Raw genomic sequence first — 18,240 nt, forward strand, 5'->3', positions numbered from 1 at the left:
ATTTTTCCTTGAGGCTACAACATGATGCATGCAACAGTACTGCAATCTCTAGTAACCCATAATTACCCTATTCAGCCTGATCTGTAGCACAGTAATCAGAAGGTGTTTCCCATGGAAAACAGACGCATTGGCGAAGGCCCTATTCCCCCCATTCCAGAACTCTATATCAATAAACATCAGGTTCATGGTTTAACCATATTAAGAAAATTTGGTTGGAAACTGGTATGCATCAGAAGATCGGATGATATCAATCCCTCTGTAATCCTTAAAAACAAAGCGGAAGATGCTTTGGGCATACTCGAGACAGATGGCACGCTACGCATAAACATAGACCTGGAAATTAGAAAGGCGAGTATATTTGAGCCCAGCTCAGTTGATTCCAATACAGATTATCTTCTATCTAGATATACAGAATCGAATGTTAAATAATTCAGTGGTTATATAAAAACACAAATAATCCATTAATATCTTTGGTCATCTCTCACTTCACTTCCGGCAACAATCACCTTACTAACGAAAGCAGCAGTCCACCAACTATCATAACAAGTAAAATTGGTGCTATACCCAATACACGTGGCCACTGGCCCAAACGCTTCAGATTTATTAGGGTAAATCCTAGCAGATAGAACGCCAGGCTGAGCGACAGGATATAGAAAGCCGCGAAACTGAGCGTAGCGGCAGCAGCTCCTGCCAAATCGTTTGACCAACCGATTAAACGCGGCAAGACTAGCGACAGCACGAGCGAAACAACACTTCCGACGAACAGGGATGTGATAGTGGATTTTTCGCTGTGATTGTTCATGACGTGTAAGGCAGTAGGCTTTATTAGAGTGTCCGTTGATATAAGGGAAGTTCAGAACACCCATTAACTGTTATGTTTGTCGAACGATCACTTAGACATATCGCCGCTCTCGGGTTGCAAGGGGATTTTATCTCTTTGCGTGAAGTTGGCTTGCTCGAGTAAAACCTTGTACTTGTAGCCAGAACCGATATCTATATTATTCCGAATTGTGCCGCTTACAGTGACGAGCTCACCTGGTGATACAATCTCCTCAGATGTGACGATCAGCCTGTTGTTAGGTTTTATACCTGTACCATCCTGCAATGTGATCCAATTCTTTCCCATGATATTAAGGCTGACTTTTACAACCATTGCCCTAAGTGCTACGTTCTGGTCGTTTAACCGGGATGCGTTAGCGATAATCTCTGCTATTGTCATACCTCCTGACAAAGGTGATATCTCACCAGACAAGGGAGCCTGTATGGAAGCAGGGTGAGTCGATCTTGTGCCAATTGACTCGTCTTCCCCCATCATCGAACTATGATAACTTTCCACGGAACCCTCACCCACCCGATTTGCCCGTTGTACAAAGATGATAGAGTCGAACGTTCTATCCAATGCTTTGCTGTAAAAATTCTTCATCAACATACCACCCTTGTACTCGACCTCATCCCCGGCAGCGATTATCAATCGAGTGGTTGCAATCCACCTATTCTGATCTTTAAGCCGAATGTAGGTATAACTCCCCACATCGATAATCTCTGCAACCGAGCCTGATCCAGTACCCACCTCATCAGCAGATGCTGACAATCCAGTAAGCAGGCAAATTGCCAACACTAACGGTCTAAAGTAATACATTCTTGTCTCTTGATATAATTGAGTAAGGTTAGTTTCGACAGGCAACCTAGTTAGTCTCATGCTTTTGATTCAGGCAGAATATGAAACTGATGAGCATCGAAAAAGCTGTGTTTACGGATGCGAAGTTATTTCTCTTCTTCTCTATTATCAGAAAAGTCAGCAGACTGGAAATCGATTTCAGACAGGCTTCCTGAGACACAGGAGTTAAGCTACCATACATTCAAGCGTACTCGATCAGCACCTCTAATACAAAAAAACAGCTAACACTCTACCCATCGGGAGTATGAACGTGAGCCTTCAATCAATAAGTAATTTCCCCAATAACCGTTATCAATCAATATTCATGATGGTACAGGTAGTTGCACTATTAGCAATAATTGCTCTGATGTCAGGCTGCGCCTCTCGTACCCCCTCATCCGCATCTGAAAATGATCAAGCAGACAACTTCGTTTGGCCTGCACCACCGGCAAAACCCCGAATCCGCTATCTTGGCAGTCTCAAATCCTCAGAATCACTGAACGAGGGGGGTAAACTGAACTTACGTGACTGGTTTCTTGGAAAAAACGAAGAAGAATCAATTGCTCTAATAAAACCTTATGGTGTACACAGCGACTCACTAGGCAGAGTATATGTGGCTGATACCGGTATTGCTGGGCTCGTGGTATTTGATCTCAACAAACAAAGCTTGGCCTATTGGGGCACTTCCGGACCAGGTGCTCTTAAGAAACCTACAGGTGTAACAACCGATTCTCAAGGAAATGTATACGTTAGCGATGTGATTGATCATCGGGTAGTTATTTTTGATAACGAGGGACGGTTTTTAAATGCATATGGTGGCAAGGATGTTCTTACTTCACCAGTTGGCCTGGCATTCAATGATAGTACCCAACAACTATATGTTGTCGACTCTAAACAACACCAAGTGATTGTTTTTAACCAAGATGGTGGCGTGGATTTCACCATAGGAAGCCGTGGTGATGAGAATGGGAATTTTAATTTCCCCACCAATATTGCCTTGGATCAGAGTGGACTGCTCTATATAGCTGACACGATGAATTTTCGTGTCCAGATATTCGACCAGACGGGTAAACACCTCAAAAGCTTCGGCAAACTTGGTGACGGACGCGGCCATTTTAGCCGTCTAAAAGGGATAGGAATCGATAGTGAAGGTTACATCTATACCGTGGATGCAGCATTCAACAATGTGCAGATTTTCAATCAGGATGGCCAACTTATGTTGGCGCTGGGTCAATCCGGTACAGGGCCTGGAGGATTTTATCTTCCTGCTGGCGCTCACGTCGATCGAAACAATCGAATCTTTATTGCCGACCAATTGAATCAGCGAATACAGATGTTTGAGTATCTAGGCGATACTAAATAACTTATCCTTTAACAGTAACTTTTTACATATAACAATTTAATTATTTCTTAACTATTCTTAATTTTTTCTTAATACTTCTATTGACGAAGGATATCTACACATAATGATTTCACATGAATGTTTATCTCAACAGATCTCATAGAATAACCCAACTAGAAGTTCGTTATATTTCAGACCTTCCTCTCTGATCATAAATAATTTTTTTAAATGACTTAAACAAGCATTAAGTTCCTTAAAACCATTGACGGACTACGTATATTGGCATAGGATATAAACTCAAATGTGGGATATATTTCCCATTTCTTAAGCAAACCTTAAGAAATCTTAAGAACTGCTGATGTACAAAAGCAGTCAAGGCATTGATGCAGTAGAAGCACCCCAAGCAGTAAAATAATATATATTCTGCACTAAACGGAGCTGGTGCATCATCCTTTGCCTTACTGGAGGATTGGAATGAGAAAAACAGCGATCCTGTCACTTCTAGTTGCCCTTTTCACCCTTTTTACCACATCATCATTTGCAGATATTACTGGTACATCTCACGACCTTACCAGTCAGACAACATTGTTAACCAATGCTGGAAATACTCAAATTTGCGCTTACTGTCACACCCCTCATAATGCCAGCACTACCAACAGCACAACTCCGTTGTGGAATCATGAGGACACCACAGCAACATACACCATGTACAGCAGTCCATCGCTTGACATGACCATTGCTGGCGCACCGTCAGGTGTCTCTCTTGCATGCCTGAGTTGTCATGATGGATCTGTAGCTGCTGACCAATTAATTAATTTTCCCAGCGGTGTTACCCCTGCTCCAGGCGTATTCACCTTAGGTGACAGTCTTGGTACTGACCTTAGTAATGACCACCCGATCTCCCTGACCTATAACTCGACACAAGATACGGATTTTGTTGCACCAGTAGGTTCTCAAGTCAACGGTTTGCAACTGTTCGGTGCGGGTGGGGATCAAGTCGAGTGCGGCACCTGCCACTCTGTTCATGACAATACGAATGAGCCTTTTCTACGAGTGAGTAATGCCGGCAGTGCGCTTTGCCTGGCTTGTCACATTAAATAGTCTCAAAGCGATTTCATCGCGTGATCCGCATGGCGGACAGGCCGAGCATGGTAATCAGGGTAATATCCATTACCCTGGTTATCTCGTGCTCGATTTTGATTGCTGCATGTAGCACTGAAACGAAAAAGTTGTTCTTTGATATTCAGCCCCCCACAGCCAAGGAACTGGCTGAACAAGAATTGAATAGGCAGACAGCCTTGATTAAATCTCAAGCAATGGATCTTAGTGAGAATCAATCAGGAAATATGAGTAGCGCATTTTTCTATCCCCCTGATGACAATGCTCCAAGACCAGATATTGAGTCAATCAAGGAGTGGGATAAGGTAAAGAAAATTTTGCCGAAAGACGATGAGAAGAATATTGACTGGTCATATGCGCTAGAGCAAGGAATGATTCGGCCTCGCCCAGGTAAGGATCTCATGACATTGTGGGCCACCGCCTTTCAATGGGATTTCATAATCAAAGCCGAGGAGCGTGAGGACGATGCATTCTTTCCCCACTCCGCCCATACTGTCTGGCTTGGTTGCAAGAATTGTCACAATCCCTCTCTCTATCCCTATAAAAGAAACCCTGCAACCATGAAAGAGATGAAACGCGGTGCATCTTGTGGAGCCTGTCATGGCAGAAAAAAAGTCTCTTTCTCCCTCAAAGCATGCGACCGCTGTCATATAAACAGCGATGATGAAGAAGAGGAGGAGGAAGAGGACGAAGAATGATTAACAACAACAGATTGTCATTTGTGTTTCAGGGGTAAAAAGTGGTGGAGTTATGTGTAAGTACAGTTGTCTTTTGCTGTCGACGTTAATAGTTTATTTGACGTTTTGCTCACCGCTTTCCGCGGCTCCCGGAGATATTCAATATACTCGTGAAGGTGGAGATCCTGAAAAACTGAAATCATTTCCTCCATCTATTTTTCCCCACTGGATACATCGTATTAATTACCGCTGTGATGCCTGCCACAACACAATATTTGAAATGAAGACAGGCTCTACATCAATAAATAAGGATCTAATGAAGGAAGGCAAAGTCTGTTCCACTTGCCACAATGGCACTGAGGCTTTTGACGATGGATTTGCGAATTGTAATCGCTGTCATCTGATCAAAGAGAAATAAGAGTATGCTTCCGGGGGAGATCATGCCAAAAAACATGATATCTCCTATCTATAGGGGTTTACTTATTGCATTCATCTATTTATGGAGTGACAGCCTGTATGCCGAACTCGGGGGTAGTCTTGGCCTTTATCCCACAGAGTTAGATTTAATCGTGAAATATGATGGCACCAAAAGGCGCAATGGCAGCGACTCCCGTGAAACCGAGTGGGAAGCGGGCCTGAGGATCGGACAAATGGGGTATCTGCTCGATCCGAAAATCGTCTGGTTTCTTATTGATATCGAACCTGTCTACACATGGACAGAATTCGACTCCAGTGAGAGTCGCCAGGAAAACGACGGGGAGTTCTTGAACTATTTATTCCAGACCAATCTGTTACAGGGTACTCCTGGCCCCTTTGGTCTGGATCTGTCCGCTCAAAAAAGTTCTAATCTCAACACCGGTTCCCTGGGCAGTCGTTTCGATACGGTCATCGATACATATAACACCACTGTACACTGGAAAAATCCTGCTTTTCCCACAAGTATCTCGTATGAAGAGAGAGCGCTTGATGAGGAGTTTCGCACAAGCCTGAACAGTTCTGTCATCGAGCGAGATGAAATTTTGAAGAGCTGGGTGTTAAAAGGGCGTAGCAGCAAATTGAGCATGTATCTGGAGCGCAGTGATCTTGATGATAGAATCACCACCCGCAACCAGGATTACGAACTGGACAAAGGCAACTTATCCCACAATTTATTTTGGGGTAGTAATAGTCACCTGCATTCAGTTGTAACCTATTATGATCGCACAGGATTTAATGCCAACGAACGCATAAGCATCGATGAGACTGCTAGAATTCAACACCTGGATAATCTCTATAGCCGGACATCATATCACTATCAGTCCATAACCCAGACCATTGATAATACAGAACATGGTGGTGATTTTGAGCTGCACCATAGACTTCATAAGAATTTGGATACGATTGCCCATGTCAATATCAACACTCGCGAATCAGATGATCTGGATGAAGACAGGTGGCGGTTTGGCTTAGAGACGCAATACTCGAAAAATAAACTGTTCGGTGCAAATATCAGAGGCGGACTCCGTGCCTCCTACCAGGAAACCGACCGCATCTCCAACCTGAGCACAATTGATATCATCGATGAGAGTCAGACAGTACCACTGACAGGCGCGATTTTACTTGATCAGCGTTTTATCATCCTCAATACGATTATCGTTACTGATAGCAACGGGGTAGTTGTATATGACGAAAATACGGATTATACAATCCTGCAGCTGTCTGGCGATCTAACACAGCTGCAAACTGTTCCTGGCGGAAGAATCAACAGCGGGGATAACATACTGGTAACTTACCAGGCACAGCAATTACCGTCACAGGAGTTTTCCACGACATTTACCAATTATCATTTTTCAATTGACTTCGATTGGATACGATTCACTCATTCCGACAGTAAGTCAGATGACAAACTGATATCAGGCGCCAGTGAAAGCTTTCTGCAAAACACCCGTAACACCTTTACCGATATTGAGTTCCATTTCAAACCCTTAGGTGTAGATACTGTACTGGGCGCAGAACGTCGTTTTACCCTCTCTGGCGGGTTCGAATCAACCACGCATACATACAGTCAGCGTTTTAATTGGACATCATCATGGAGCAAGAGAAAAAGGGCTATTGCCTGGAATATAAATGCCACCCAGTCATTCATAGAGCAGGACACACTCGACACAGATCTCTATCGCATCGATCTTACTGCCAACTGGCATGCCAGTCGAAATTTAACTATCCGCCCAACGATAAGTGGATGGAAAAGAAAGGATAGAGGGAGTGCAATTACAGGCGGATTCAGAGACGACCGATTCACCACTGCTGGCATTTGGGCTCAATGGCGATATCGAAAGCTTGAGCTTGACTTCAACTATCATCATGACCGTCGTGAAGTTACCAGTATACAAAATAATGAAACGACCCAAACGACCGATAAAAGGTTGATGTTCACCCTGAGACGGAGAATCCTGTGATCAGGTATTTTATGTTATCTCTTTTACTGATGTTATCTGCCTGTTCCTCAACCGGTCCAGTGGCTATAAAAAAACCTGACCATTCTCCCCGCCTGGTTTGGCCGGCTGCTCCTGAGAGATCGCGTATAGAGTTCGTCACTGAATTTCGTGACGCTGCCGACCTGGGCATCGAGAAATCATTTTTTCGAAAATTGATAGAGCTGTTCACAGGTGGTGTTGAACATAGTCTGTCACGTCCCTACGCTGTCGCTGTTCATAAGAACAGAATAGCTATTGCCGACCCCGATGCAGCAATGGTGCATGTTTATGAATTAGATCAACCCTCATATAGCAGCATAGATTCTGCCGGTGACTACCACTTTGAATCACCAATTGGCGTTGCTATTGACGGTGACAGACTCTTCATAGCTGATTCTAAATTGAATAAAGTATTCGTTTTAAATAAATCTTATGATGTACTGCAGGTCCTGGAAATTTTTTCTCGGCCAACCAGCCTGGCCTTTGATCCAATTCTGCAACACCTATATATCTCTGACACTTTAGCTCATGAAGTACATGTCTATGATTATGCAGGAAACTATTTATATAAAATAGGCAAGCGCGGGGATAAGAAAGCACAATTCAATTACCCGAGCCATTTAGCATTCTCGAATAACCGGCTGCTTGTCAATGACACCATGAATTTTAGAATTCAGGCCTTTGATAGCAATGGTCGTCATTTACAGACCTTTGGAAAGCAAGGCGATGCTTCCGGTTACTTCACCCAAACAAAAGGACTTACGGTTGACTCTGACGGACATATATACGCTGCAGACGCTTTGGCTAATCGCGTTCAGATATTCAATCAGAGAGGCGAGTTTTTGCTTGAGTTCGGTAAATCCGGCGATCAACCTGGCGAATTTCACATGCCCTCTGGATTAACAGTTTGGGACGACAAAATCTTTGTTGCCGACTCTTATAATCAACGCATCCAGGTTTTTAAGTACCTGAAGGTGGATGAGTGACATGCCTAAGGTCTTTCTTCTCTTTATATTACTGGTAACGGCTTCCAATACAGTTCATGGTGGAGTGGCTGATACACTGCATAACCTGTCAACATCAGGGCCAGGATTAGTGAAAAGTCAAACGGAAGATCGAATCTGTATTTTTTGTCATACACCCCATGCATCTGCTCCGGACTCCCCTCTATGGAACAGATCCTCAAGCGGTGTATATATAGACTACCAAAGCAGTACCAAGGATGCAGAGGCTGGTGTAATGAGTTCGTCCTCGGTGTTGTGTCTCTCTTGCCATGACGGGACCATTGCCTTGGGCAATATGATCAATCCTGGCGTGACCAACGACCTTGGCAACACATTTATCACTGGCCGTTCACTGGTCGGTACCGACTTGTCCGATGATCATCCGGTATCTATTTTTTATAACCCGGGTCTTTTAACGACGGATCCAGACCTGGCTCATCCCAATAACGTTGATCTGCCACTCAGAAACAATGAACTTCACTGCTCATCCTGTCATGACGCACATGAAAATATTCACCCACCCTTTCTTCACAAATCCACATTAAATGGTGAATTGTGCACCACCTGTCATCTACCCTCAGGCACTGGCTGGAACTGGACTAGCAGTTCACATGCCACTTCAAACGCGACACCTCAAGGGACGAATCCCTGGCCTGAGCGCAAACCTGAGTGGACAGGTCTGACAGTACAGGAGAACGCGTGTATGAATTGTCACGCGCCTCACAATGCAACAACACCTGAACGACTTATCAAAGACAGCGAAGAAGATACCTGTTACCTCTGCCATAATGGAACTGTTAGTCAGGCTGATATATTGGCTGAGCAGCAGAAATTCTATCACCACCCTGTAGAGCAGACGCCTAATATAGATCATGACTCCGCACGTATAGAAAACCCTTTGACAATGTCACTGCATGTGGAGTGTGAAGATTGCCATAACCCACATGCCAGTTTCAGCTCTCCACCCATGATCTCATTCAATCCCAACAATCCGCTTGGGGGTAATCATTCAACAGCACCTTTTATCAACGGCAGTATGGCCGGTGTTACAGGCATTGACATTAACGGCGGTTTTAAACCAGAGGCGGACTATGAATATGAAGTCTGTTTCAAGTGCCATGGCATACCTGGTAAAAGCGCTTGCGACACACAGCGCTGCTCCACGGCAAACAGTTACAATATGGTACGGGCAGACGGCATTTATAACATTCGTGATAAAGTGAATTCAGGCAATCCATCTCTCGTTTCCTATCATCCAATCGAGATCAACAATCCGCTAAACAATAGTGAGGTACCCAGCCTCCGCAATGACATTCCCCTGACCACCATCAGCGGTCAGATCTATTGCAACGACTGTCACAGTAGCAATTCATCTCCTGCTGCTGGCGGGGTGGATCCTACTGGTCCACATGGTTCAACCTATGAGGGCATCCTGGCACAAGCATATGACTTTGATCCGGTGAATGCCACAACGCTCTCAAACGATCTATGCTTTAAATGCCATGACTCCGGTAATTTGTACACCGATCAATCCTTCCCTCACAATGAACATGTGATAAATAACAATCTTGGCTGTATCAATTGCCATGACCCACATGGTTCTGCATCCAGTCCACACCTCATCAACTTCCTTACATCGTCCAACATCGCGGGTCAGGTCAGGGTAATCACTGGCGCTGGAGACTATGTCGAGCCTACCTGGATAGATGCGGGAGTACACAACGGTAGCTGTTGGCTCACTTGTCATGGAGAAGTACATAATGGTTTTGATTATTAATGATCTAATCTCACACCATGTTTGTAAAAATTACGTGACTATATCCTCACATAATTTTACTTGGGGTTAACCTATGAAACTTGTCACTCAGGCACTGGTTTTATTCACACTTCTCATATCTGTTAATTTTAGCAGTATGGCCAACCCTTCCCCTGCTTTTGAAGGCAGAAAACTCTATATCTCTCACTGCTTGATCTGTCATGGTTTGGATGGAAAAGGCAACGGACCTTTAGCAAGGAAATTAAAGATCGAGCCGGAAGATCTCATTAGCTATGTACCATCTAAAAGCGACTACGCCCTGCAAAAAATAATTACCGGTAACAAGACAGCCCCTAAGTCTTTACGTTCAGGTCACGGTAAAATCAGTGAAGACATGCCAAAGTGGAAGGATGTTCTTAAACAGAGCCAAATCACCGCTTTGATCGCTTATCTACGTTTTCTCAGCACTACCAAACACACACTGCCCGGGGACCCTGATCTCGGTTATGAGGTTTTTCAGCGTTATTGCTCCGTATGCCATGGTCGTGATGGTGACGGTAATGGAGCTTTAACCAAACTCATCGGTATTAAACCTATCGACCTTAGCAATCCGCATAAGACAGATAGTATAAGCAATAGATCTCTCGCCAAAGAGATTCTGGAAGGAAAGGGAGATTATATGCCGGCGTGGGAAGGCATACTCACCGCAAAGGAGGTCGAAGGCGTAGTAAGTTATATCAGACTGCTTTACCAAGTATGGGCACACTTGGAAGATGGTGGACTGGTTGTCATTCTGAAATCGCCAACCGTTGATAACGATAAAAACACAGCGCACCCTTTACTGCGTGACTCATCCTGTTCAGGCAAAGTCAACTTGTCTGAAAAAGGCAAATCCGAGGCAGTTAAACTAGGAAAGCTATTCAAATCCAGGGGTATCGCAATAGACAAAGTCTTAGCCAGTCCCCACTGCCTTGCACATGAGACCGCACGATCCGCATTCGGGGGTGTTGAAACATTTGATTATCTGGCATCTCACGATAAGCTCTCTGACGAACAGACAGACTCCTATGCTACACAACTGGAACATCGCATCGGCAGCTATAAAGGAAAAGGCAATTTAGTTATCTTTACCCATGAATCTAATATCAAAGACCTGTCCTTTCAACAGCTAAAGGATGGATATTTTCTTGTATTAAAACCCATGGGTGATAACGAATTTGAAGAGTTTGGGATCTATAAGCTGAACAAGTAACTGACCATCCCACTTACGACGCCAAGTGGGATTCAGTTTGTCAATCCCTTATTAGCGTTGAACAATTCGCCTGGCATCAGACAGGGACTTCATCTGAACACTGCATTCAGTCTTCTGATCACAGATTACCGCTTTGACAAGTGCCACTGCGCCTTCATTACTACTGGGCCTGCGCCAGATAGGAATTAATTTTGTGGAATTTTCCTCATAATCCCCTTCCATGATCAGAGGGTCATTATAAAGGCTTGCCAGATCTTCACAGCGTAGATACAACACATTGTCATGTGCTCTAGCGTAATCGCATACCCATTGCTTCTGGTTCTCACCGGTACTCACTGCAGTAAGATACTGATCACTCGCCATTGCATTGAATGCCATAGTGAAAAGCAACACTGCCAAACCGTGGAGGATTAATTGCGCTTTGAACGGCCTGTGCATCTTACATCTCCTACCTTGCCATAGGAGTTCGAAACGACAAGACACACAACACTTGGTATATCGGCCTGAATATGTCACCAATTCCTTTTAATTGGTGCATATTACGGTTTCGGTAATCCATCGGTCATAGGCGGTAGAGCTGCCCTTAGACTGTGATTTTGCGTCCCTGCCTTTCAGCAGGTTTGCCTTTTCGAACACGTATAGAAACAAGTCATCACTTGCTTCTATAGCCTGTAGCGACCCACTTCTGTGTAAACTTTAGCGATTGTTGAAGATGGTGGATTGTTCAGGAATCAAACCTTCGCCTACCTGATTAAATGTCGTATATGGTGAAATAATCTTTAATCTACTTATTTGGAATGGCGGCAGCATCTTACAGTACCGCCAAAACCGCTGATGCCTTCAGAGGGGTCGAATAATGTCTCTCGGATAAAGTACGCCTCAGCGATGGGGATGGCTGTCAGTAACCACTACACCGAAGAGGAGAGATCCTCGATGAATGGAGAACTTTCTTAGTACGAATTCCGAGAATTTTATTCGGAAAGGTTTTCAGAAAGCTGAAATGAAGGGGTGGAAAAACAACGTAACCCTTTGATTTGATTGGTGGGTCGTGCAGGGATCGAACCTGCGACCACCTGATTAAAAGTCTCCATTACTTCCATTCATAATCTATTGGTTACAAAGATATGTTGACGGTAGTTGGTTGTTTCAAACCTTTATAAAACAACATCTTATAACCATGTTGACGGTAAGTTTTCTAATAACTTTTGCACAAAAAACAACTCAACCTGATTAAATCGTAGCCAGTAAGAAAGCCTGTGTGAACTCCATAATTATGAGGGATAGCTATATTTTTCAACAATTTAGGCAAATATCTGTAATAATTCCCTCATAAGCAACTATCTACCCATATCCACTGCTCCACATTTAATCCGCACCAATTATCTTTTACCCTTATGAATCTTTCTATCAAGAAGCAACTTCATATTTCTCATGCAATACTTCAAAGTCATTGATTCTGACAATAATAGGCCATTTGATGCGTCTCGGTTTCTTTCATTTTTAAGAAGATCCAATGACCATTGGTGGGACAATAAAACTAGGAGTTCACCTTGGGTTTTCCGTGGTGTAGGAGACGCAGATTCATGGAAATTACTTCCTGCCGCTTGGCGCCCAGGAAACAAGAATAAACTTCTACCACTCTTGGAGCAAATAAAAAAATTAGAATACCCTCAAAATCCCCAATCATGGATGAATAATCAGTTCGGGAAAGATGCCTTTTTATGGGCGAACGCTGAATGTGAGGCAATATATCAATTCTCTCATTTAGCAAACAGCAACGGACATCATATTGATGATATTGGAGGTTCACCGATTCTTGAGGGTAATTTATTTGGGTTGAATGGAGATGTTATCATTCACAACATCTATAACGCACCGCTTGCGCAACATCACGGTATTCCAACACGACTACTAGACTGGACAAACAATCCATTATTTGCTGCATATTTTGCGGCCTCCCCAAGATATCGTAATAACACAGCATCAAATATTTGCGTTTGGGCACTCCATTGTAGAAATATCGAAAAAATCGTAGCAATTAATAATGATAGTCACGGAAGAGTTCAGATTCACAACCAGCCTTCATATAAAAATAACTATTTACACGCACAGCAAGGACTGTTCACCGAAATTAGAGGTGGAGAGGGATACTACTCGATTCATGGTAAGTGGCCTTCACTCGAAGACATACTAGATGAAAAATACATTCATAGACCTGAATCGCCATTATTAATTCAAATACGCCTCACTATCGAGCAAGTACCAAGGTTGATGACCCTACTCGATAGAGAGGGAATCAACGAAGCTGCATTAATGCCATCAATGGACAATATAACACAGACCCTACTAGATCGATGGAGTTACTGATAATAACCTACCAGTATTGGGTTAGTATAGACAACCTGGGCATCACTACCATGCTTCACAAAGTAGCCCATGCTTGCAACAAATGATTTATCGGAGTTCGGTATTTTACCCATGGATTTGCAATATTAAGCGAATTAATTCAATGACTACCTACTGTTTTAGGATACGATTCAATATCTCTCACAAAGGAAAGCTTAATGCTGAAAACAAGGATTTCAACTTTAAGCTTGCTAATGGATATGACGCAAGACTCATATCAGAAGATACAGATTCAATAGCTACCGGATCAAGGTTTTCATTGCGATCCTGTGGATATAAAGACTTCTCAACAGCAATGAAACAAGGTGAAATAGCCAAAGAATCACTACTATATTATGCAGTCGATAACTCCATGGGCATAAACCTCGGAAAAGATGTAGCTAGCGCTTCCCTTAATGAGGAAATAAAAGATAAAATATTAAAAAAGAAAGGCGAAAGAATATTAGATGATATACATGGTTTGTGTGTTTATCCTCAAGATGTACCCACTTATTTCTTTAGTGTTCATGGTGCAGGTATAGTAAATCCGCGAGACATGGAATTCTTTTCAAATGAGTTAAACAGAACAATCACTAGACACAAGAGCATAAATGCTAAAGTAAAATTAGCAATGGAATTACTTTCATTTTCATTTTTCGACAGGTCCTCTAGATCAAAGTTCTTAACACTGATATCGGCTACTGAATCTCTGATTGAGCCATGCAGTCGCACCGGAGAGTCTATAGCCCATGTAAATCAATTAATAGATCTAACAAAAAACTCTACACTGCCGGATTCTGAAAAGTCTTCAATAATTAATTCACTTAAGTGGTTACTCGATGAGTCCATATCTCGTAGCCTAAAGAAGATGGCAGAAATTCACTTACCTGATAATACTTATAGTGATTTAAAAGCGCCTAAATTTATTATTAAGTGTTACACGGCCAGATGCGATTTAGTACATAAAGGCTATGTTCAAGAAGATGAATATGATATTAACTTACTTGCAGCAAATCTTTCAGCATATCTTAAAGACATGGTTACCAAGATAGTAGGCAAATAGATACAGTTAACAATTGACTTCACTGGACAGAATAATACGCCACACTTTTTTTAGCGTATTTTATAAAAATATACCTGCAATATTTCTAACTAATGAACGCAATACAGCATTCTGTTTGTAATACTTAGCTTAGCCGATATCAATTGTAATTAAGAGGGTAATTAAAGAAATGAATCAAAACATAAGTGCTACTTTGTTATTTAATCTTGTTAATGAAAAGTACAACGTTATAAAATCACAGCTGCCTTCACTCTTAAAAACATTGAGCGAAAACAATCATAAAGCGAAGCTTATCGAAAGCTCTACTCTTCATGAGTCTGCTATGGACTTAGCGAATATCCTTGCTACACAAGATCGACCAATCTGGCTAAATGAAATTATTGTACGTACAGAGGAGTTTACTTCAAAACATAAAGATAATGATTCGATTGTTTCAGGTAGCAGTTGGGCGCTACTTCAAGCGTTAATGGAAATATATAAGCCAGCTTTGAATCATAATTGGAATTTCTCTACCCAGGAAGGAAAACATCATTATAACTTTGATTCGATATATCAAAAATACAGGGAAGAAAGCGATTTAGAAACGCTTTTCAACACCTTGATTAACACACTCGAAACAATGGTAAGCAGCGGTGAAATTGACAGCATCACAGCTATAAATTCACTAAAAGAATTAATTGACATTTTAGAGCAAAATAAATCTTCATCTTATTTCTCTACTATGGCCTCCTGGGAGTTCGTAAAAAGCTTTACCTGTAACTTGATATGGGAGCAACTTGATAGTATTCCAGGAATAAAGCCAATAAAAAAGGCTTTTGAGAAAACAATGGCAGACACCGATATTGAGCTGAAAGAACTTCACAAGAAAATTGCAGATGAGATGAAATCCAAATACAAGGTTACAATCCAGAACACACTCACCTACAAAAATAATAAGCTATTAGAAAATGATCCAGAGCAATCAAATAGTAATTGACAATGCAAATTCAGATAAGCATTTTCAAAAAGCTACATCTACATTAACTTCGACCGGAGCACTTTAATCTGTAATAGCTCAGACTCGATCGTACAGACAATGTCAGATTTAGTTCCACGAGTTGCCTAGATAGCAGCCGTTCGAGTAGTTTAAGATGGACAACCTGAAACCGGCCCATAGCGGACATTGTTCGTTTCAATGACTTATATCATGTTACAATCAGTTTACAATGCATATACGGCCGACTTGACTTAATGTCAATAGTTCTAAGAAGTCCTGACTTTCTTCCCTTGGTGTTAGCAATTGTCCTGCAATATCTTCCGACATCAATTTTCCATGATGGACAAATCCAGAACGGCGATTATAAAGACGATCAGCAAGTTTCTTGAACTCCTCTTCCTGTGAACCGTATGTGGTAGCAAAGTCAAGAAACTTTTTTCTTACCTTGAATTTCGGCTGACCACATTTAAGACAGCAGCTATTCTTATTACTTCGATTGTCAAATTCGACCAGGGCTTTAAGGGCAGATACAATTCCGAATGACCATCGAGACTGCAGGTGACACCCTGCTGCTATTCCCGCGCCAAGGATCACCCAATGAATGGATAACCGACAGCGCATTCAATACAGCCTGGCAACGGCTCAGAGCACGAATTAAGGCAGCAGGCAGCACACCATTCCAATTCAAAGACATCCGCGCCAAGCACGCATCGGATCTGGAATCTGACGACGACGCCACAGAACAACTGATGCAGTCTGGCAAGCAGGTAACACGCCGACATAATCGGCGGAGACCTAAAAAGTTATTCAACATCAGGTAATTTGCTTCAAATAATCAGTGCCTTGTAACTGCTTCCCTTTTTTTTCTACTATTATTTAGAAAGCGCCCCATGAACATCCACAATCAGCCAAGGAGACAAGGAACATGGCATATAGAAAGAGAAATGGCAGTGATACATGGCATTGGTGCCACAACTGCTCAAATTGGCCTGTGAACAACTACGTAGAAAGAGCAACTAAGCCAACAAATGGTGAACTTTGCAATCAATGCCAGGCAAAACATAAAGAAAAGAATTGTCTTTCCTAGTCAGCTAAACATTTTTACTGGAAAATCATTAAAAGCCTGAACTAGGGGGTGATGTTGACGGTATGATTGACGGTAAATGATGAATCAAAGGCTTAGAATTAACCCTAAGCCTTTGTTTTATATGGTGGGTCGTGCAGGGATCGAACCTGCGACCACCTGATTAAAAGTCAGATGCTCTACCGACTGAGCTAACGACCCGAAATTTCGAATAACCACCTGATGAAAAGTCAGATGCTCTACCGATCGAGCCAATGACCCGAAAATTCGAACGCGCAATACTACCCTAGAATCATCCCCGAGTGAACCCCATCTTGTATCAAAACCGCCCATTTTCCCAGGGGGCTATTTCATCAGGTCAACGACCTCTCCTCGCTCCCGCATCTCTTCCGCCCTGGCCTGGACGAAACGCTGAAAATTGGGCTGATCCCGGTAACTGCCCGAGCTTACGTAATCCATCGCGGCCTGGGTATGGAAGCTGCGCAGATAGGCCTCGGAGCGGAATACCTCCCTGCCCTGGGCATCGAAGAACAGCATGCTCGGTGCATACTGGACCCCCAGGCCCTCGGCCCAATCAGTCGCCTTCATCGATTTACCGTCGGGAGTGATCAATGCTTCGCCGGACCAGATATCCACCAGTGCCACATCGAACCCTCCCAGGCTCGCCTGCAGCTCGGGTTGGGAGAGGATCTCCTGATGCAGTTCATCGCAGGGAGGACACTGCTTCATCTCCATCAGCACCAGCAGGGGCTTATCGTTACCCTTTGCGGAGCGGCGTAGATCCATGGGTGGCTGCAGGTAGTCCGGCTGACGATGCAATTTGCCTGTCGAGGCCACGGGCTGGATGCGCGCCAGATAATCCCGGAAGGAGAGTTTGCGCTCCTCTCTGCCAGCCACATAGTCGAGTGCGGCCATGAAGCGGTGAGGTGCGTAGTAGCCATTGACACGCAGTACCTTGCGCCCCTGTTCATCGAGAAACAGCAGCGTGGGGGTATACATGACCTTCATCGATGCGGCGAACGCCTTTTCGGTGATACTCTCCCCATCCAATCCGCTGACTTCCCTGTCTCCCCATATGTTGATCGCCACCAGTTGAAAGCCTTGCTGGGTTTTATCCACGATCTCCTTGATGGAAAAATTCTCATTCAGCAGTTTGGCGCAATAGGGGCAGCCATCCTGATGGAAATAGAGAATCAGGCGTTTACCCTCATCCGTCGCCTCCTGCAGATCCTCCTGAAGATCGAGAAAGGAGTTTTTGAACCAGGCCGGCTTGTCATGAAATCCCGGATTCACCAGCCCCTTGCCCAATCCCTCCTGACTCTCTGCGGCATGCAAATGAGATAGGCCAAACAGCAGTAGAATCGATAGTGTGGTGGCTTTCATCATCTGTTGTTCTCTTTGTATACCTGATATGTAGAGATAGAGGTTAATTTTCACCGAGAGTGCCGATCACCTCATATCCGTATGGA

Annotated in this window: 16 protein-coding genes, 1 tRNA gene and 1 riboswitch; of the genes, 13 read left to right on the plus strand and 4 right to left on the minus strand. The window is 43.3% G+C overall.

Annotated elements, in window-relative coordinates; translation table 11 throughout:
- The first annotated feature begins 111 nt into the window (after positions 1 to 111).
- Entirely contained in the window at positions 112 to 429 is a 318-nt protein-coding gene (locus R2K28_RS11235) for a hypothetical protein (RefSeq protein WP_116448199.1), read from the plus strand.
- A gap of 460 nt (positions 430 to 889) precedes the next feature.
- Here R2K28_RS11235 and R2K28_RS11240 read toward each other — a convergent pair whose 3' ends face one another.
- Positions 890 to 1,639, minus strand: coding sequence for a hypothetical protein (locus R2K28_RS11240; RefSeq protein ID WP_316364417.1), 750 nt, complete (start codon positions 1,637 to 1,639; stop codon positions 890 to 892).
- A gap of 289 nt (positions 1,640 to 1,928) precedes the next feature.
- Between R2K28_RS11240 and R2K28_RS11245 the strand changes: the two genes are divergently transcribed.
- The 8 genes from R2K28_RS11245 to R2K28_RS11275 all read left to right on the plus strand — a co-directional run bounded on the left by R2K28_RS11245 (position 1,929) and on the right by R2K28_RS11275 (position 11,263).
- Positions 1,929 to 3,020 (plus strand): 6-bladed beta-propeller, encoded by a 1,092-nt coding sequence (locus R2K28_RS11245; RefSeq protein WP_316364418.1) that lies wholly within the window; start codon positions 1,929 to 1,931, stop codon positions 3,018 to 3,020.
- Between the two features lie 453 nt (positions 3,021 to 3,473).
- Entirely contained in the window at positions 3,474 to 4,100 is a 627-nt protein-coding gene (locus R2K28_RS11250) for a cytochrome c3 family protein (protein ID WP_316364419.1), read from the plus strand.
- Positions 4,101 to 4,147: 47 nt separating this feature from the next.
- On the plus strand, positions 4,148 to 4,816 hold the full coding sequence (locus R2K28_RS11255; RefSeq protein WP_316364420.1) for a c(7)-type cytochrome triheme domain-containing protein: 669 nt from the start codon (positions 4,148 to 4,150) through the stop codon (positions 4,814 to 4,816).
- 52 nt (positions 4,817 to 4,868) lie between these two features.
- On the plus strand, positions 4,869 to 5,213 hold the full coding sequence (locus R2K28_RS20445) for a c(7)-type cytochrome triheme domain-containing protein (protein WP_442871393.1): 345 nt from the start codon (positions 4,869 to 4,871) through the stop codon (positions 5,211 to 5,213).
- 22 nt (positions 5,214 to 5,235) lie between these two features.
- The gene (locus R2K28_RS11260) at positions 5,236 to 7,233 is read left to right on the plus strand and encodes a hypothetical protein (protein ID WP_316364421.1); all 1,998 of its coding nucleotides are present in this window, start codon (positions 5,236 to 5,238) and stop codon (positions 7,231 to 7,233) included.
- Positions 7,230 to 8,237, plus strand: a complete 1,008-nt coding sequence (locus R2K28_RS11265) for a hypothetical protein (RefSeq protein WP_316364422.1) — start codon at positions 7,230 to 7,232, stop codon at positions 8,235 to 8,237. Before R2K28_RS11260 ends, R2K28_RS11265 begins: the two co-directional genes overlap by 4 nt.
- A 1-nt stretch (position 8,238) precedes the next feature.
- Entirely contained in the window at positions 8,239 to 10,032 is a 1,794-nt protein-coding gene (locus tag R2K28_RS11270; protein ID WP_316364423.1) for a cytochrome c3 family protein, read from the plus strand.
- Positions 10,033 to 10,105: 73 nt separating this feature from the next.
- Entirely contained in the window at positions 10,106 to 11,263 is a 1,158-nt protein-coding gene (locus R2K28_RS11275; protein WP_316364425.1) for a c-type cytochrome, read from the plus strand.
- Between the two features lie 51 nt (positions 11,264 to 11,314).
- Here the strand turns inward: R2K28_RS11275 and R2K28_RS11280 are convergent, their stop codons facing one another.
- Positions 11,315 to 11,701, minus strand: a complete 387-nt coding sequence (locus R2K28_RS11280) for a hypothetical protein (RefSeq protein WP_316364426.1) — start codon at positions 11,699 to 11,701, stop codon at positions 11,315 to 11,317.
- Between the two features lie 108 nt (positions 11,702 to 11,809).
- Positions 11,810 to 11,898, minus strand: a riboswitch (cyclic di-GMP riboswitch).
- Positions 11,899 to 12,694: 796 nt separating this feature from the next.
- Here R2K28_RS11280 and R2K28_RS11285 point away from each other — a divergent pair.
- From R2K28_RS11285 to R2K28_RS11300, 4 genes are all read left to right on the plus strand, one after another.
- Positions 12,695 to 13,630 (plus strand): FRG domain-containing protein, encoded by a 936-nt coding sequence (locus R2K28_RS11285; protein WP_316364428.1) that lies wholly within the window; start codon positions 12,695 to 12,697, stop codon positions 13,628 to 13,630.
- 142 nt (positions 13,631 to 13,772) lie between these two features.
- Positions 13,773 to 14,711 (plus strand): HEPN domain-containing protein, encoded by a 939-nt coding sequence (locus R2K28_RS11290; protein WP_316364429.1) that lies wholly within the window; start codon positions 13,773 to 13,775, stop codon positions 14,709 to 14,711.
- 169 nt (positions 14,712 to 14,880) lie between these two features.
- Positions 14,881 to 15,687, plus strand: a complete 807-nt coding sequence (locus R2K28_RS11295; protein WP_316364430.1) for a hypothetical protein — start codon at positions 14,881 to 14,883, stop codon at positions 15,685 to 15,687.
- Between the two features lie 539 nt (positions 15,688 to 16,226).
- Positions 16,227 to 16,508, plus strand: coding sequence for a hypothetical protein (locus R2K28_RS11300; protein ID WP_316364431.1), 282 nt, complete (start codon positions 16,227 to 16,229; stop codon positions 16,506 to 16,508).
- A gap of 388 nt (positions 16,509 to 16,896) precedes the next feature.
- Here the strand turns inward: R2K28_RS11300 and R2K28_RS11305 are convergent.
- Positions 16,897 to 16,972, minus strand: a tRNA-Lys gene (locus tag R2K28_RS11305).
- Between the two features lie 144 nt (positions 16,973 to 17,116).
- Positions 17,117 to 18,157 carry a thioredoxin family protein gene (locus R2K28_RS11310; RefSeq protein ID WP_316364432.1) on the minus strand — a complete coding sequence of 347 codons (1,041 nt, stop codon included), beginning with the start codon at positions 18,155 to 18,157 and terminating at the stop codon, positions 17,117 to 17,119.
- Between the last annotated feature and the right edge of the window lie 83 nt (positions 18,158 to 18,240).

It is taken from the genome of Candidatus Thiodiazotropha sp. CDECU1 (assembly GCF_963455295.1).
Classification (GTDB): domain Bacteria; phylum Pseudomonadota; class Gammaproteobacteria; order Chromatiales; family Chromatiaceae; genus Thiodiazotropha.

What these genes read in the sequence shown, in the direction of transcription:
- R2K28_RS11235 (WP_116448199.1), top strand. Translation starts at nt 112, where the DNA reads ATGGAAAACAGACGCATTGGCGAAGGCCCTATTCCCCCCATTCCAGAA.
- R2K28_RS11240 (WP_316364417.1), bottom strand. Translation starts at nt 1,639, where the DNA reads ATGTATTACTTTAGACCGTTAGTGTTGGCAATTTGCCTGCTTACTGGA.
- R2K28_RS11250 (WP_316364419.1), top strand. Translation starts at nt 3,474, where the DNA reads ATGAGAAAAACAGCGATCCTGTCACTTCTAGTTGCCCTTTTCACCCTT.
- R2K28_RS11255 (WP_316364420.1), top strand. Translation starts at nt 4,148, where the DNA reads ATGGTAATCAGGGTAATATCCATTACCCTGGTTATCTCGTGCTCGATT.
- R2K28_RS20445 (WP_442871393.1), top strand. Translation starts at nt 4,869, where the DNA reads ATGTGTAAGTACAGTTGTCTTTTGCTGTCGACGTTAATAGTTTATTTG.
- R2K28_RS11260 (WP_316364421.1), top strand. Translation starts at nt 5,236, where the DNA reads ATGCCAAAAAACATGATATCTCCTATCTATAGGGGTTTACTTATTGCA.
- R2K28_RS11270 (WP_316364423.1), top strand. Translation starts at nt 8,239, where the DNA reads ATGCCTAAGGTCTTTCTTCTCTTTATATTACTGGTAACGGCTTCCAAT.
- R2K28_RS11275 (WP_316364425.1), top strand. Translation starts at nt 10,106, where the DNA reads ATGAAACTTGTCACTCAGGCACTGGTTTTATTCACACTTCTCATATCT.
- R2K28_RS11280 (WP_316364426.1), bottom strand. Translation starts at nt 11,701, where the DNA reads ATGCACAGGCCGTTCAAAGCGCAATTAATCCTCCACGGTTTGGCAGTG.
- R2K28_RS11285 (WP_316364428.1), top strand. Translation starts at nt 12,695, where the DNA reads ATGCAATACTTCAAAGTCATTGATTCTGACAATAATAGGCCATTTGAT.
- R2K28_RS11290 (WP_316364429.1), top strand. Translation starts at nt 13,773, where the DNA reads ATGACTACCTACTGTTTTAGGATACGATTCAATATCTCTCACAAAGGA.
- R2K28_RS11295 (WP_316364430.1), top strand. Translation starts at nt 14,881, where the DNA reads ATGAATCAAAACATAAGTGCTACTTTGTTATTTAATCTTGTTAATGAA.
- R2K28_RS11300 (WP_316364431.1), top strand. Translation starts at nt 16,227, where the DNA reads ATGACCATCGAGACTGCAGGTGACACCCTGCTGCTATTCCCGCGCCAA.
- R2K28_RS11310 (WP_316364432.1), bottom strand. Translation starts at nt 18,157, where the DNA reads ATGATGAAAGCCACCACACTATCGATTCTACTGCTGTTTGGCCTATCT.